Below are 12955 nucleotides of genomic sequence, written 5' to 3'. Positions count from 1 at the left end.
GGAGTACCGATGACCGGATGGATCGTCGCCCCCGACGCCGGGCGCGTCGAAGAGGTGAGCTGCGGACATCTCGACCAGGCCCCCGACGAGGAGCCGCCCGCGCCCGTACGCGGCTGCGAGGAGTGCCTCGCGGCCGGCGGTACATGGGTCCACCTGCGGAAATGCCTGATCTGCGGGCACGTCGGCTGCTGCGACAGCTCCCCGGGTCGGCACGCCTGGGCGCACGCCGACACCACCGACCACGCGCTGGCGCGCTCGTTCGAGAAGGGCGAGGCCTGGGCCTGGTGCTACCAGGACTCGCTGTTCCTGCTCCCCGAACCGGCCTGAGCGTCAACGCCGGCCGCGAAGTCACCGGCCACGCCGCCCCCTCCGTCTCAGGTGAGCGGGCGCAACCGCGACGGGGTGTGGCCCACCGCCGACGCCCGCGGCACGGCCGGCCCCAGCGAGGGTTCGGTCGCGCCGGCCAGCGCGCTGCCGGCCTGCCAGGCCGACCAGTCGAGGTTCCAGTCGCCGAAGCCGTTGTCGAACGGCGTCATCCGCTCGCCGCCGCTGTTCACCACCTCCACGATGTCCCCCTCCCGTACCAGGTCGAAGAACCAGGCGGCGTCGGCGGTGCTCATCCCCGTGCAGCCGTGGCTGACGTTCTCCTCGCCCTGCGCCTCCACCGACCACGGGGCGGCGTGCACGTACTCGCCGCTCCAGGTCACCCGGGTCGCGTACAGCACCGGCAGGTCGTAGAACTCGGTCGTGCCGCGCTTGATGCCGACGGTGTCCCCACGCATCCGCACCTTGGCCTCCTTGCCGAGGACCACCTTGACGCCACTGCGGGTCAGGAACCCGGCCTTGCCGGTGGTGACCGGGATCGAGCGCAGGACCCGGTCGTTGCGGCGGACCGTCATCCGGTGGGCGGCGGAGTCGGTCACCGCCTCGACGCGTTCCCCGATGGTGAGGTGCGAGGGCTCCGACGGGCCGCCGTGCAGGTCGCCGATCTCGACGCCGTCGAGACCGCTGTGCACGCGTACCTCGGTGTGGGCGGGCCAGTAACCGCGCGGCCGGTAGTGCAGGGTCGAGTCGTCGACCCAGTGCCAGGAGCCCTCGACGGCGGGCTCCGAGGTCACCTGGAGCGCCCCTTCGAGGCGGGCCCTGGCCGTCCGGTCCGCGGCCGGGACGGGGTGGCTCAGTGAGGCCGTCACGATCTGGCCCGCCCCGTACGTCCCCGAGCGCGGGCCGAACTCGACGGTCAGCCGGTCGTGTTCGCGCGGCGGCGCCGTGCGGAACGCCATCGTGACCCCGACCGGGATGCCGGCGGCGTCCTGCGCCGCCACGCGCACGGTGTAGTGCTCGCCGGCCCGCAGCGGCTCGGTGTTGGTCCAGCGGTGGTCCACCGCGCCCAGCGCGCCGCCGACATGACGGCCGTGCCCGTCCCGGACGGTCACGTGCGTCAACCGGCCCGGTTCGGCGAGGGAGATCTCCAGCGGGCCGCCCGCGTCCGTGGGCAGCGAGACGGCCTTCGCCCCGCCGTCCGTACCCGAGGCCGTCGTCTCGCGTACGACCGACCCGGCCCCGTGCGCCGTGGCCAGGGCCCGCTGGCGCTGCAACGCGCCGCACAGGCCCGCCCGGAACGCCTCGCCCCCGCAGCGCTCGTCCCCGTCCTCGTCGCCCTCGTCGCGCTCGCCGGTGTCGAGGATCCGGCCCACCAACAGGGCGAGGGAGGCGTCCGGTCCGTCGGCGCCGGGACGCGCGGGAACGGGCGCGGGGGCCGCGGCGGCGACGAGGGCGGTTCCGACCACCGCACCGCCGACCAGGCTCCACACCTTGTTCCGGCGTCGTCCTCGCGCACGGTGTGTCGATGACGTCGTCATGCAGCCCTCCCATTTCACCCACGGCCGGATGGCAGCATCAGAACGATTTCAAGGCAGGATGATGATCATGACTCGGGCATGTGGGGCCGAACGGGGTGAAAAGTGAACCCGTGCGGAGCAGCCCGACTGGCGCCCGTCGTCCCGTGCCCGTACAGGGTTGCGCCGCCCGGGAACGGTCCGAAGCGGAACGCCGGCCGAGTGGGGGCCGCCGGAGGGTGACGCCCGGACATGGCCGGAAATCGCCTCCCGAACCCGGGGCTGTGGCCCTACTCGTGGCTGTCTCCAGCCAAGATCTTTCGTAGGCTCAGAGCCGTTGCCGGTCAGGGAGGTTGACCCCCTCCCGCGGCACGTCCGTCTTCGCATGCCCGCATGCCCGCTTTCCCATCACGAACGAGTCGAGGAACCCGTGCGCCTGCCCCTTGATCGACGCCTGACCATCAGTGCCGCCCTGCTTGCCGTCGTGGCGGGTCTGGCGCCCGCGGCCACCGCCCACGCGGCCCCGTCGGCTCCGGCCGTCCCGGCCGCGCGCCCCGCCGCACAGCCGCCGGCGCCCGACCTGGCGGGCCTGGAGCAGGTGTTGCGCAACACCCTGGCCGCCGGCGCACCCGGCGCGATGACCCGTTTCACCGGTCCGGCCGGTGTGGTGAACAGGGTGGCGGGCGTCCAGGACCGGACCACCGGGGCGGCCATGGACCCCGCGGCCCGCTTCCGGATCGGCAGCGTCACGAAGACGTTCTCCACCGTCGTGCTCCTCCAACTGGTGAACGAGGGACGGATCGGCCTGGACGACCCGGTCAACCGCCACCTGCCGGGCCTGCTCCCCGACGACCGGATCACGGTGCGTCACCTGCTCACCCACCGCAGCGGGTTGTCGGACTACACGAACGTCATGTTCGCCAACACCGTGCCGGGCTTCGAGTCCGTCCGGAACAAGGTGTTCGGCTACAAGGAACTGGTCGACCTCTCCCTCGCCGAGCCGAGGACGACCGAACCGGGCGTCTCGTACAAGTACTCCAACACGAACTTCGTCGTGGTCGGGATGCTCATCGAGAAGGCCACCGGACAGCCGGTGGCCAAGGAGTACGAGCGCCGCATCATCAAGCCGCTGGGGCTCCGCAACACCTCCTACGTCCACCCCGCCACGGTGATCAAGGGCGCCCACGCCCACGGATACCTCCACCCGGACCAGGAGGGGTCCCCGCTGGTCGACTCCACCGAGCAGACGGTGTCCTGGGCGCAGACCGCCGGCGCGATGATCTCGAACCAGGCCGACCTGAGCACCTTCATGTCCGCCCTGCTGCGCGGCAAGCTGGTCCCGGCGCCCCTGCTGGACACCATGATCACCATGACGCCGACCGACACCACCAACACCCGTTTCTACGGGCTGGGCCTGCGCCGCTACGACCTCACGTGCGGGACCTCCGTGTACGGCCACACCGGCACCGTGCAGGGCTTCTACACCTACGCCTTCACCACCCGGGACGGCAGCCGCAGCCTCTCCGCGATGGCGAACACCTCGAACAGGGGCGCCGCCAACACCGCGCTGGGCGGCACGCTCGAAGCCGCGTTCTGCGGAAAGCCGGCCGCCGCGCCGGCCGCCAAGGCGCGCGGTCTCGCGATGACCCCGGCCGAGGCGGACCTGCCCGAGCGCCGCTGACCCCGGCCGGGCGCGGTACCGCGACGAACCCCGTTCTCCGCGGTATCGCGCCCGGGACAGTGACCGTGTCCGGTGCCCGCTCAGGTGTCGGCGACGACGGAGTGCGGGTCCAGATCGCGCAGGATCAACTCGTGCGCCACCCGGCCGGCGCGTTGGCCCCGACGGGCGCTGTAGGTGTGCAGCGCCTGGCGCGCCTCGTGCGGGGCGAGGGAACCGGCGGCGGCGAGCATCACGGCCGCGGTGTCGACGGCGGCCTTCGTGGCGAGGGCGGCTTGCGTGTTGGTGACCACGTCGGCCGGGCGCGGCGGATTCGCCCGCCAGATGGCCACCGCGTGGAGCGTGACGTCGGCCATGGCCTGGAGCAGCGCGACGTCCGACTCGGTCAGCGCAGTGGGGTCGCGCGTCAACAGGTGCAACGCGCCGACCTTCTGGCCCCGCACGCGCAACGGCAGTCCGTGGGCTCCCCGATACCCGGCCCTCCGGGCCAGCGGTGTCACCTCCGGCCAGGTCTCGGCGTCGACGTCGAGATCGGGCGCGTGGACGGCCGCTCCCAGACGGAAGCTGTCGGCGCAGGGACCCTGCGCCGGGTGGAGGTGGAAGAGCTCGGTCGCCTCGACTCCGTCGTCGGTGACGGCCGCCACGCGCAACCGGCCGCGTACGTTGGCGAGTATCACGGCCGCGGCGTCGACCGGGGTCAGCGCCACGCAGTTCCGGACGAGCCGGTCCAGCAGGGTCAGCGGGTCGACGTCGTCGGCGAGGGTGTCGCCCAGGCCGACGAAGGCCTCGGCGAGCTGCTGGTCGCGGGTCATGCCGATGTCACCGTTCCCTCGTACGGCCCGTCACCGGGCCTGGTCATGAGACCTGATGCGTCCCGCCATGGCCTCGCGGGCCCCGACGATCATCCTTGCGTACGATCACGTCACAGGCCGGGTGCCACTCGCGGGCCGCGACGACGGGGGTGTGCGTGTCGCCGCCCCGGTGCGCCGTCGGTCGCCGGATCAGGGACCCGACGCTCCGGGTCGAGACGGCGGGGGAGCGCGGTTACGAGGCGCACGCCCCCGCCCGGGAGCATTCCGGCGGGACCGCGTCAGCGCCGCAGCACCCTGCGCGACAGCAGGTTGCCGAGCAACTGCGCCGACTGGACCAGCACGATCAGCACGAGCACCGTCACGACCATCACCGAGGTGTCGAAGCGCAGGTAGCCGTACGTCATCGCCAGATTGCCCACCCCGCCCCCGCCGACGGTCCCGGCCACCGCCGAGAAGTCGATCAGGGCGACCAGCATGAAGGTCAGGCCGAGGACGAGCGGCCCCAGGGCTTCCGGTACGAGGACCGTGAGCAGGATGCGCAGGGGGCTCGCGCCCATGGACCGGGCGGCCTCGATCACCCCGGGCTCGACGGAGAGCAGGTTGGACTCCACGATCCGCGCGACCCCGAACGTCGCGACGACCGTCATCGGGAAGATCGCCGCGTTCGTGCCGATCATCGTGCCGACCACCTCCCGGGTGACCGGCGCGAGGGCGACGATCGCGATGATGAACGGAACCGGCCTGATGACGTTGATGAACGCTCCCAGCACCGCGTGCACCACCCGGTTCGGCAGGACGCCTCCCTTGCGCGTCGCGTACAGGGCCAGGCCCACGGCGAGCCCGCTCACCGTGGAGAGCGCCAGCGTGATCAGGACCATGTAGACCGTCTCGCCGGTCGCGTCGAGGACCTTCGGCCAGAACGTGCTCCAGTCGGCCTTCATCGCGCACCCGCCTTCGAACGGGCCTGCGCGCCGAGCCCATGGGCCACGGCATCGACCGCTGCCGCCGACCCGCGCAGTTCCAGGGTCACGCTGCCCAGCGGGCGGCCGCGCACCTCCCCGACGCCGCCGTGGACGAGGGTGAAATCGACGGCGTGCTCACGCAGGAGAGCCGAGAGCCCTTCCAAGGCGGGCGCGCCGTCGACGATCGGGACGTTCACCAGCCGTCCGGGGTGGCGGGCACCGAGCCGCTCCAGGAGCGCCGCGTCGGGCTCCGAGTGCAGGGCGGAGCGCACGAACGCCGACGTGGTCGGGTGGCCGGGGCGCGCGAAGACCTCGTACACCTCGCCGTTCTCGACGACCCGGCCGTCCTCCATGACCGCCACCCGGTCGCACAACGTGCGGACGACCTCCATCTCGTGGGTGATCAGCACGATGGTGACGCCCAGCTCACGGTTGACCCGGCGCAGCAGGGCGAGCACCTCCCCGGTGGTCTGCGGATCGAGGGCGGAAGTGGCCTCGTCGCACAGGAGCACCTTCGGGCGGGTGGCGAGCGCGCGGGCGATGCCCACGCGCTGACGCTGGCCGCCGGAGAGCTGCTCGGGGTAGCGCCCGCCGTGCCCGGAGAGGCCGACGAAGTCCAGGGTCTCCTCCGCGCGCGAGCGGGCGGCGGCACGGTCCATGCCGGCCAGACGCAGCGGGTAGAGCACGTTGCCGAGGACGGTGCGGGAGCGGAAGAGGTTGAACTGCTGGAAGATCATGCCGATGTCCCGTCGGATGGGGCGCAGTCGGCGCTCCCCGAGGGTGGCGAGGTCCTGGCCGTCCACCAGCACGCTGCCGGACGTGGGTTCTTCCAGGCCGTTGACCAGCCGCAACAGGGTGGACTTGCCCGCCCCGCTGTGCCCGACCACCCCGAAGACGGTGCCGGCTTCGACCGACAGGCTCACGCCGTCGACGGCGCGCGTCCCACCGGGGAACTCCTTGTGCACGTCGCGCAGTTCCACGCCGGCGGTCATCGCTTCAGCTGCTTCTGGATCCGGGCCACCTCGACCTGGAGGTCGGCGGCGGGCAACTCGACGTGGTGGGCGGTGCCGTTGCTCGTGCGGCGCACCTCGTCCTGCACGGCCGGCGAGGCGTACAACCGGACGATCTTCTCGAAATCGGGATCGTCCTTCCGGTCTGCGCGGGCGGCGATGACGTTGAGGTAGGGGAGGGACTGGGGGCCGGCCGGATCGTCCTTGAACAGGGCGGTCTCGGCGTCGATGCCGGCGAGTTCGGCGACCCCGTCGTTGATGATCGCGGCGTCGGTGTCCTTGAGGGTGCGCGGGGTCTGCTGGGCGTTCACCGGGGTGAGCCGGATGTGCTTCGGGTTGGCGGTGATGTCGTCCGGTGTGGCGAAGAGCCCTGCCTCCGGACGGAGTTCGATGACCTTGGCCTGTTCCAGTACGCGCAGGGCGCGGCCCTGGTTGGCCGGGTCGTTCGGCAGCGCGATCTCGGCCCGGTCGGGCAGCCGGGAGAGCTGCGTGTGCCGGCTCGAATACAGGCCGAGGGGCACCACCGTGGTCGCGGCGATGGGCGCGATGTCGGTGTGGTTCTCGGTGTTCGACTGGGCGAGGAAGACCAGGTGTTGGAAGGCGTTGAGTTCGATGTCGCCGGCGCTGAGCGCCTTGTTGGGCAGGGAGTAGTCGTCGAAGACGACGGTCTCCACGGTCAGGCCCTCCTTCGCGGCCTCCTTGGCGAGGACGTCCCACTCGGGGGAGTCGCCCGAGACGCCCACGCGGATGCGCTTCCCGTCGGAACCGCCGAGTCCGCAGCCCGAGAGGAGGAGTGCGAGGACGGCGGCGGTGGTGGCGGCGGCGCGTGCGGTACGCCGGCGCGGCAGTGCAGAGAGCATGGTGGGATCCGTAACCAGAGCGAGGGGGTGAAACGAACGTGCCTCTGGATCGTAGATCGTTTGTGAGTTCATCCCGATGGATGAAAGGTGGTGTTCATGATCATGCAATGAATGTAAGGTTTCGCGCTCTTCTCTTCGCCTTGCGTGCGCGGACCGGTGAACCGCCCGCCGCCCGGCGGATCCCCGGATGCCCACCTCCTTTGACCGGCCGGCCGCGTACCGTGACGAAGAGACCGCTGGAGGAACCGTGAGCGCACAGCCCGAGTACGTGTCCGTCCCACCGCCCCCACCGGCCGCGGCCGCCCAACTCCTCGTCCGGATCCGCGCCGACCACCGGGCACAACGGTGGGAGCCGGCCTTCGAACGGGACTGGGCCAAGGCGCTGGAGGACTCCCGCCACAGTTACACCCTCACCCCGCTGCACGATGTCGTGCGCGCCTGGCGCAGCCGGCTCGACTCGGCCCCGGCCGTCGACGCCTTCATCGCGTCCGGCATGGACGACTCCGACCACATCGCGCTCGAAGACGTCATCGGAGCCCGACCGTGATCGGTGCGCCATGGCCGGCCCGGCTCTCCCCGCAGGCCGCGACGGTGCTCGCCGGACTGCCCTCCCACGCCCGCGAGATGGCGCGCGACGTCCTGGACATCGCCGCCCGAACCCCTTGGGGCTGGCCGCAGTGGGACGCGGGCGATCCCGCGGGGGAAGACGTCCGGTCCGCCTCCATCGGACGGTTGAGCGTCATCTACCGGATCAACCGGGAAGCCGGACGCCTGTCGGTCCTGGACCTCGTCTGGTTCGGATAGACCGCCCGCCGCGCGCCCATCCTGTGCCCGTCGTGGGGAGGGGGCGCCGGGCGTGCCCCTCCCCACGACGTGGATCAGACGACCTCGTTGCGCTTCCCGGTCGCGACGTCGAAGACGAACCCGCGGATGTTCTCCTTGTGCACGACGAACGGATCGGCCTTGATCCGACCCACCGACTGCCGCACGTCCACGTCGAGGTCGGTGAACGCCTCACCGGCCCGCGCGTCCATGCAGGCGACCACGGTCACGTGCTTGGCCGGAGGCAGCGGGAGCGGGCCGGTGAAGTTCTCCGCGTAGACGGGGTTGTTGGCGAGCAGCTGATCGGTGACGGACAGGTTCGGATCCTTGTCGTGCCGAGGGGGGACCCACCCGGGCCACCGCGTGAACCGGGCGGGTTCGGACGCGGAACGGCCACGCACGCGGACGGGAACACGCGCGCGTGACCTACCGACAAGCCTCGTCGAACAGGCGGACACGGCGAGCCGGCCAGAAGGCCTCGATCGACGTCGTGCTCGTGTCCATGGGAGACAGTGAACTCACCCGACCGGGCTGCGCGCAAGGCAACAACCGTTCGAAGGGGGTGGGCGGGCGGCCCTCGCGATGCCCGGTGCGCCGCCCCGGTCGGCTCGCCCCGTGGCGCGGGCGGCCCGTTGCTCCGTGCGAGGGAGCGGGTGTCACGGGGCGGGTGGCCGTTCGTTGCCCATGCATGACAGATCTCATGGTGAAGATTCCGGCCGACTGGCTGGCCCGGGTGTTCCTCTCGCTGCGCCGGGGCTCCTCGCCGGACGCGCAGACCCTCGCTTCCGAACTGGCGCCGTTCACGGAGAAGCCCGGACAGCGGATCCCGATCCCGCGCGCGACCGTCCTGCGGACCGAGCAGGCGTTGCGGGGAGAACTCGAACGCGCCGGGACGGACGAGCGGCGGGCGCGGCTGGCGGAAGAGGCGGACTACCTGATCGGCGTCCGGGGCGGCGGCCGGATCCCCTAGATCCCCTGGCTCGCGCCGCCGGACCCCCGGGTCTGCCCGCCCCGTGTTCTCGCGGGGCGGGCGGACCGGCTCGGGGTCAGGTCAGGGCGGGTCGGTGCTGCCTCCGCGGCCCGGCCGTACGGTCGAGGTGTGGTGCGAGGGCGGTACGACGTTGGCGCCGCTGCCGACCGGGCTCCCCTCGCAGCAGGAGGACGGCGAGGAGCATCGGGGTGACGGTCAGGAGTATGAACGTCACCGCGGTGTCGCTTCCCCCGCGGGGCCTGGTCGGTCCGGCGGGCCGGGGGGTGCCGCGCGCTCCGCGCCGTCCCCCGGTTTCCGGCGGAGGCCGCCGTACGGGGAGGGCGCCGGTCCCGTCGCCGCCGCCGCGGCCAGGAGGCGTTGTACGGCCTTGGACTGGTTCACCATCCTCAGGCGACGCCCGTGCCTGCACCACTCGTCCAGGACGCGCAGGAGACCGGAGTCGGCGAAGGTGACGCGGGAGGTGTCCAGGACGAGCCCGGTGTAGCCGTGGGCGGCGGCCAGGGCGAGCGTCACGCGCAGGGGCCGGGCGGTGTGGTGATCGATCTCGCCCGTCGGGGCGATGGTCAGGACGTTGCCCCGGGAGTGGACCGTTATGGCGCAGGGCGCACTGTCGGCGCCGGTGTCGTGGGGGGTCGTGTGGGCCAGTATCGGGCTGCTCGTTGCTGTACTCACGAACCGACAACGGTCCGGCCCCCCGGGGAGGCAACGCGTCCGGAGGGTGCTTCACCCCTCGTCGGGGTCAAGATCCCCGGTGTGGGCGAAAACGGTCCCCCGTTCGGGGCAGACCCGCACGCGGCCGGTCGGATGGGCGGATGGTCATCCGACCGGGAGGTTCGCCGGCGCTTCGTCCAGCGACTGCCGCCGGTACGCGCTGCCGGGGAGCGGTGGTGCTCAGACGAGGATGAGTACCCGCGCTCACGACGCGGGCCCCACCGCGGCCGACCATGGAACCACCGCAAGAAGCCCTCGTGAAAGGCACCAGCGTGCTCAGTCGCCTCGCCTCCGCCGTCGTGCCCGTGTTCGGACGCCTGACCGTCACGGCCGACGTTCCGTCGCTGCCCGCCGGGGGCGCGGTGATCGTCGCCAACCACACCAGCCTGGCCGACCCCGCCGTCGTCATGGCGGCCCTGCGCCGCCTGGGCACCGAACCGGTGGTGCTCGCCACGGCGGGCCTGTGGCGGATCCCGCTGCTCGGCTGGTCGCTGACGCGCGAGGGACACGTACCCGTACGCCGGGGCACGGCGCGAGCCTCGGAGGCCCTGGAAACGGCGGTCGAGGCACTGCGCGCCGGCCGGCACGTCCTGGTCTACGGGGAAGGCCGCCTGCCGCTGCGCCCGGACTCCGGGGAGGAGCCGCCGGAAGGCTTCCGCAGCGGCCCGGCCCGCCTGGCGCGAGCCGCCGGGGTGCCGCTCGTCCCGCTCGGCCAGGCCGGTGCCCGCCGGATCACTTCGGGCAGCACCGGCAAACAACTGGCCGGCCTGCTGACCGCGCCGGTACGCCGACCCCGCCTGCACGTCCACGTCGGCACCCCGCGAAGCCTTCCCGCCGACACCGGCGAGGCCACCGCCCACGCCCGACACGCCGTCACGGCCGCCTGGGAAGTGGCGACCCGCGCCCTCTGCGAGGTCTGACCCCGGGCGGATCGTTGTCCCGGCCCTCGGACGTAGCCGCCCGCGAGCAAGGCTCGCCGAAGCGGGGTCGGCGCATCCCGGACCCGCCCGGACCGGAACCTCACGGGTCCCTCAGCTCGCCCCGATGCGGGAGAGCTGTTCGGTGATGGTGTCCGCCGGCGGGAAGGTGGCGCCGACCGCGGTGACGTGCTTCCAGTGCAGGGTGCCGTCGGGGGCGATGATGAAGACGGCCCGGCGCAGGCCGATGAGGGGTGCGGTGATCCCGAAGGCGCGGGCGACGGTCCGGTCGGTGTCGGCCAACAGGGGCAGGCGCAGTCCGCGGGAGCGCGCGAAGTCCTCGTGGCTGTCGACGCTTTGGGGGCTGATGCCCCAGACCCTGGCCCCGCCGGCTCCCAGGGATTCCAGTCCGTCGGAGTAGGAACACAACTGGGTCGTGCACACGGGGGTGTTGTCACCGGGATAGAAGGCCAGGACGACCGGGCTCCCTCGGTGGCCGCCCAAGGAGTACTCGGTGCGGACGAACTCCTCCCCGGTCAGTTCACCTCCCGGCAGCCGGAAGTCGTCCACCACTTGGCCCACGGCTGGGGATCGGCCCACGATCGCTGTCCTCTCGGTTGCGGAAGGTGCGAGTGACGGCACCCGGAACCCGGAGCGCGGCCCCGTGCCGGGCGGCCGCCGCCGGATCCGCATCGTACGTGGCGTCCTCGTGGCGTCCTACTCCCAGGTCTCGGTGACCCAGTACCGGCGTGCGCACCGGAGCGGGTCCCCGCTGGTGTACCCGAGGGTGAACGCGGCCGTCCGCTCGTACTTGCTGCCGTGCGGATCGCCGACCCCGAACTCCTTGTCGGCCGCGAGTCGCAGGGCGACGACGGCCTCGGCGAGGTTCGCGGTGGCCACGAGACCCTGCCGGTGCGCGTACTTGCTCCAGTTTCCGCTGTAGCAGTCGGCGAGCAGTTCGGATTCCTTGACCTTCACCGGGCGGCCGTTCTCCAGGACCGGCGCTCCGTCCTTCCTCTGGACGATGTCCCGCAGGTGCAGCTGTTCCATGAGTTCCTGCTGGACCTCGTGGCCGAACTCGTGCGCCATCACCGTCGCCAGTGCGAAATCGCCGGTCTCGCGCCGCAGTCCCATCGCCGTGGTGACCGGGAAGTAGATCCCGCCCGAGAACGTGTCACCCTCGCGGGTCGTGTAGCCGTCGGCCGCACAGTAGAAGAACGTGGGCGTGTCGTGCGTGACGGGTTGCTCCGCGCACCTGCTGGTGAAGGAGTCCCCGCTCGACAGCGGGGTGGCGTAGAAGACGGAGGGCCCCTCCAGCCGATGCGCCCGAAAGTAGTCCTGCCAGTAGCCGTCGATGCTGCTGAAGGCCTCACCGAGGTAGGTGGCCAACCCCTGGGGACTGTCCGTGTCGGGCCCCGGCGGCTCGGCGGCCACGGGCGCGGACCGGGCCCGCTCGGAGCCGGCCGCCGCGTGGGCGCTCGCGTACGCGGTGGCCGGCGCGAGCAGCGTCAGGGCGGCGAGGACCCCCACACAGCGGGCACCGAAGCCGCGGGCACCGAAGCGATCGCGTACGCCCATGATCGTCTCCCGGGAGCACCCCCACCTCCCACGGTGCGCCCGCGCCGGGGGCCGGGCAACCGCGGAACGCGCGCCGTCGACGCACCGTCGGCTCGCACGTGAGAGCCCCGGAGGACCGGTGGCCTTCGGGTGTCGTGGTGCGGCACGTCATCATGTCCGGATGACAAGGGGAGAATCGAACAAGCCGGTGCCGTGCCCGGGGTGCGGGACGTCGGAGCACGTGCCGGTCGAGCGGGCGCGCACGGACCGGAGCGGGCGGCGCGAGGACCTGGCGACGAGGCTCGCGTCGGCACCGGAGCACACGGGCGAGGGCTGTACGCACCTCGCTGAGGGCATCGTCATCGCCGGGATGGCCGCCGCGGCCGGCGCGTACGCGGCCGACGACCGGAACCTGCCGTGGCTCACGGCGGTGGGCGCCGTCGCCGCGGTACTGATCCTCGCGGCGACCATCGCGATCGTCCGCGGCGAGAACCGGGACGCGCGCAGGGTGCTCGCGGGCGCCGCCGGGGCGGCCGAGCTCACCGACGACGCGCGCTACTGCCCCACCTGCCGGGGCGTGTTCTCGGCCTCCGGAGACCCGTGGCCGCAGCCGGTGTCGCCGGAGCGGTTCCGCCTGCGCGTCTGGACGGCCGCCGGATACGGTGACCTGCTCGACGCGAAGGCGAAGGCCTCCGAACCGCCGTCGCCCTGATCGGCCGCGGATCACGGCCGGCCGGCCGCCGACGACCGCGCGGCGGGGCCACTTCTCCGCGCGGAGGGTCCGCTCCTCCGCGCGG

The 12955-nt window shown here is 72.4% G+C and carries 17 protein-coding genes; 7 read left to right on the top strand and 10 right to left on the bottom strand.

Annotated elements, in window-relative coordinates:
- The first annotated feature begins 9 nt into the window (after positions 1-9).
- Positions 10-327 carry a UBP-type zinc finger domain-containing protein gene (locus OG906_RS03330; protein WP_267826431.1) on the top strand — a complete coding sequence of 106 codons (318 nt, stop codon included), beginning with the start codon at positions 10-12 and terminating at the stop codon, positions 325-327.
- Between the two features lie 47 nt (positions 328-374).
- Here OG906_RS03330 and OG906_RS03325 read toward each other — a convergent pair whose 3' ends face one another.
- Complete coding sequence (locus OG906_RS03325; protein ID WP_329439799.1) at positions 375-1862, bottom strand: L,D-transpeptidase; 1488 nt, start codon at positions 1860-1862, stop codon at positions 375-377.
- A 412-nt stretch (positions 1863-2274) separates the two neighbouring features.
- Here OG906_RS03325 and OG906_RS03320 point away from each other — a divergent pair, with 412 nt between their 5' ends.
- Positions 2275-3519: a serine hydrolase domain-containing protein gene (locus OG906_RS03320; protein ID WP_329447913.1), complete on the top strand. Its 1245-nt coding sequence runs from the start codon at positions 2275-2277 to the stop codon at positions 3517-3519.
- A gap of 80 nt (positions 3520-3599) precedes the next feature.
- Here the strand turns inward: OG906_RS03320 and OG906_RS03315 are convergent, their stop codons facing one another.
- From OG906_RS03315 to OG906_RS03300, 4 genes are all read right to left on the bottom strand, one after another.
- Complete coding sequence (locus tag OG906_RS03315; protein ID WP_329439797.1) at positions 3600-4328, bottom strand: GAF domain-containing protein; 729 nt, start codon at positions 4326-4328, stop codon at positions 3600-3602.
- Positions 4329-4606: 278 nt separating this feature from the next.
- Positions 4607-5269 carry a methionine ABC transporter permease gene (locus tag OG906_RS03310; RefSeq protein ID WP_329439795.1) on the bottom strand — a complete coding sequence of 221 codons (663 nt, stop codon included), beginning with the start codon at positions 5267-5269 and terminating at the stop codon, positions 4607-4609.
- On the bottom strand, positions 5266-6282 hold the full coding sequence (locus OG906_RS03305) for a methionine ABC transporter ATP-binding protein (RefSeq protein WP_329439793.1): 1017 nt from the start codon (positions 6280-6282) through the stop codon (positions 5266-5268). The genes OG906_RS03310 and OG906_RS03305 overlap by 4 nt, the downstream gene beginning before the upstream one ends.
- On the bottom strand, positions 6279-7160 hold the full coding sequence (locus OG906_RS03300) for a MetQ/NlpA family ABC transporter substrate-binding protein (RefSeq protein ID WP_329439791.1): 882 nt from the start codon (positions 7158-7160) through the stop codon (positions 6279-6281). The genes OG906_RS03305 and OG906_RS03300 overlap by 4 nt, the downstream gene beginning before the upstream one ends.
- A gap of 247 nt (positions 7161-7407) precedes the next feature.
- On the opposite strand from OG906_RS03300, the gene OG906_RS03295 reads away from it, so the two are divergent.
- Both OG906_RS03295 and OG906_RS03290 read left to right on the top strand, forming a co-directional pair.
- Positions 7408-7707, top strand: a complete 300-nt coding sequence (locus OG906_RS03295; protein WP_329439789.1) for a DUF6247 family protein — start codon at positions 7408-7410, stop codon at positions 7705-7707.
- Complete coding sequence (locus OG906_RS03290; protein ID WP_267795816.1) at positions 7704-7964, top strand: hypothetical protein; 261 nt, start codon at positions 7704-7706, stop codon at positions 7962-7964. Before OG906_RS03295 ends, OG906_RS03290 begins: the two co-directional genes overlap by 4 nt.
- A 74-nt stretch (positions 7965-8038) precedes the next feature.
- Here the strand turns inward: OG906_RS03290 and OG906_RS03285 are convergent, their stop codons facing one another.
- Positions 8039-8383, bottom strand: coding sequence for a hypothetical protein (locus tag OG906_RS03285; RefSeq protein WP_443067348.1), 345 nt, complete (start codon positions 8381-8383; stop codon positions 8039-8041).
- 299 nt (positions 8384-8682) lie between these two features.
- Between OG906_RS03285 and OG906_RS03280 the strand changes: the two genes are divergently transcribed.
- Positions 8683-8952, top strand: a complete 270-nt coding sequence (locus OG906_RS03280) for a hypothetical protein (protein ID WP_267795815.1) — start codon at positions 8683-8685, stop codon at positions 8950-8952.
- Positions 8953-9028: 76 nt separating this feature from the next.
- Here OG906_RS03280 and OG906_RS03275 read toward each other — a convergent pair whose 3' ends face one another.
- Both OG906_RS03275 and OG906_RS03270 read right to left on the bottom strand, forming a co-directional pair.
- Positions 9029-9187, bottom strand: coding sequence for a hypothetical protein (locus OG906_RS03275; RefSeq protein WP_329439782.1), 159 nt, complete (start codon positions 9185-9187; stop codon positions 9029-9031).
- Positions 9184-9645, bottom strand: a complete 462-nt coding sequence (locus OG906_RS03270) for an STAS domain-containing protein (protein ID WP_329439780.1) — start codon at positions 9643-9645, stop codon at positions 9184-9186. Before OG906_RS03270 ends, OG906_RS03275 begins: the two co-directional genes overlap by 4 nt.
- A gap of 311 nt (positions 9646-9956) precedes the next feature.
- Between OG906_RS03270 and OG906_RS03265 the strand changes: the two genes are divergently transcribed.
- The gene (locus tag OG906_RS03265; RefSeq protein WP_329447911.1) at positions 9957-10604 is read left to right on the top strand and encodes a lysophospholipid acyltransferase family protein; all 648 of its coding nucleotides are present in this window, start codon (positions 9957-9959) and stop codon (positions 10602-10604) included.
- 111 nt (positions 10605-10715) lie between these two features.
- Here the strand turns inward: OG906_RS03265 and OG906_RS03260 are convergent, their stop codons facing one another.
- Entirely contained in the window at positions 10716-11201 is a 486-nt protein-coding gene (locus tag OG906_RS03260) for a peroxiredoxin (RefSeq protein WP_329439778.1), read from the bottom strand.
- A 117-nt stretch (positions 11202-11318) separates the two neighbouring features.
- Positions 11319-12179, bottom strand: coding sequence for a neutral zinc metallopeptidase (locus OG906_RS03255; RefSeq protein ID WP_329439777.1), 861 nt, complete (start codon positions 12177-12179; stop codon positions 11319-11321).
- Between the two features lie 160 nt (positions 12180-12339).
- On the opposite strand from OG906_RS03255, the gene OG906_RS03250 reads away from it, so the two are divergent.
- Complete coding sequence (locus OG906_RS03250; RefSeq protein WP_329439775.1) at positions 12340-12870, top strand: hypothetical protein; 531 nt, start codon at positions 12340-12342, stop codon at positions 12868-12870.
- Positions 12871-12955: the final 85 nt, after the last annotated feature.

This window comes from Streptomyces sp. NBC_01426, from assembly GCF_036231985.1.
Classification (GTDB): Bacteria; Actinomycetota; Actinomycetes; order Streptomycetales; family Streptomycetaceae; genus Streptomyces.
Note: the sequence above shows the minus strand (reverse complement) of the source record. Positions and strands in the feature narration are given on the sequence as shown.

Excerpts from the sequence above, each read along its gene's own strand:
- OG906_RS03305 (WP_329439793.1), bottom strand. The coding sequence starts at position 6,282 with ATGACCGCCGGCGTGGAACTGCGCGACGTGCACAAGGAGTTCCCCGGT.
- OG906_RS03310 (WP_329439795.1), bottom strand. The coding sequence starts at position 5,269 with ATGAAGGCCGACTGGAGCACGTTCTGGCCGAAGGTCCTCGACGCGACC.
- OG906_RS03280 (WP_267795815.1), top strand. The coding sequence starts at position 8,683 with ATGGTGAAGATTCCGGCCGACTGGCTGGCCCGGGTGTTCCTCTCGCTG.
- OG906_RS03255 (WP_329439777.1), bottom strand. The coding sequence starts at position 12,179 with ATGGGCGTACGCGATCGCTTCGGTGCCCGCGGCTTCGGTGCCCGCTGT.
- OG906_RS03325 (WP_329439799.1), bottom strand. The coding sequence starts at position 1,862 with ATGACGACGTCATCGACACACCGTGCGCGAGGACGACGCCGGAACAAG.
- OG906_RS03250 (WP_329439775.1), top strand. The coding sequence starts at position 12,340 with ATGACAAGGGGAGAATCGAACAAGCCGGTGCCGTGCCCGGGGTGCGGG.
- OG906_RS03300 (WP_329439791.1), bottom strand. The coding sequence starts at position 7,160 with ATGCTCTCTGCACTGCCGCGCCGGCGTACCGCACGCGCCGCCGCCACC.
- OG906_RS03330 (WP_267826431.1), top strand. The coding sequence starts at position 10 with ATGACCGGATGGATCGTCGCCCCCGACGCCGGGCGCGTCGAAGAGGTG.
- OG906_RS03315 (WP_329439797.1), bottom strand. The coding sequence starts at position 4,328 with ATGACCCGCGACCAGCAGCTCGCCGAGGCCTTCGTCGGCCTGGGCGAC.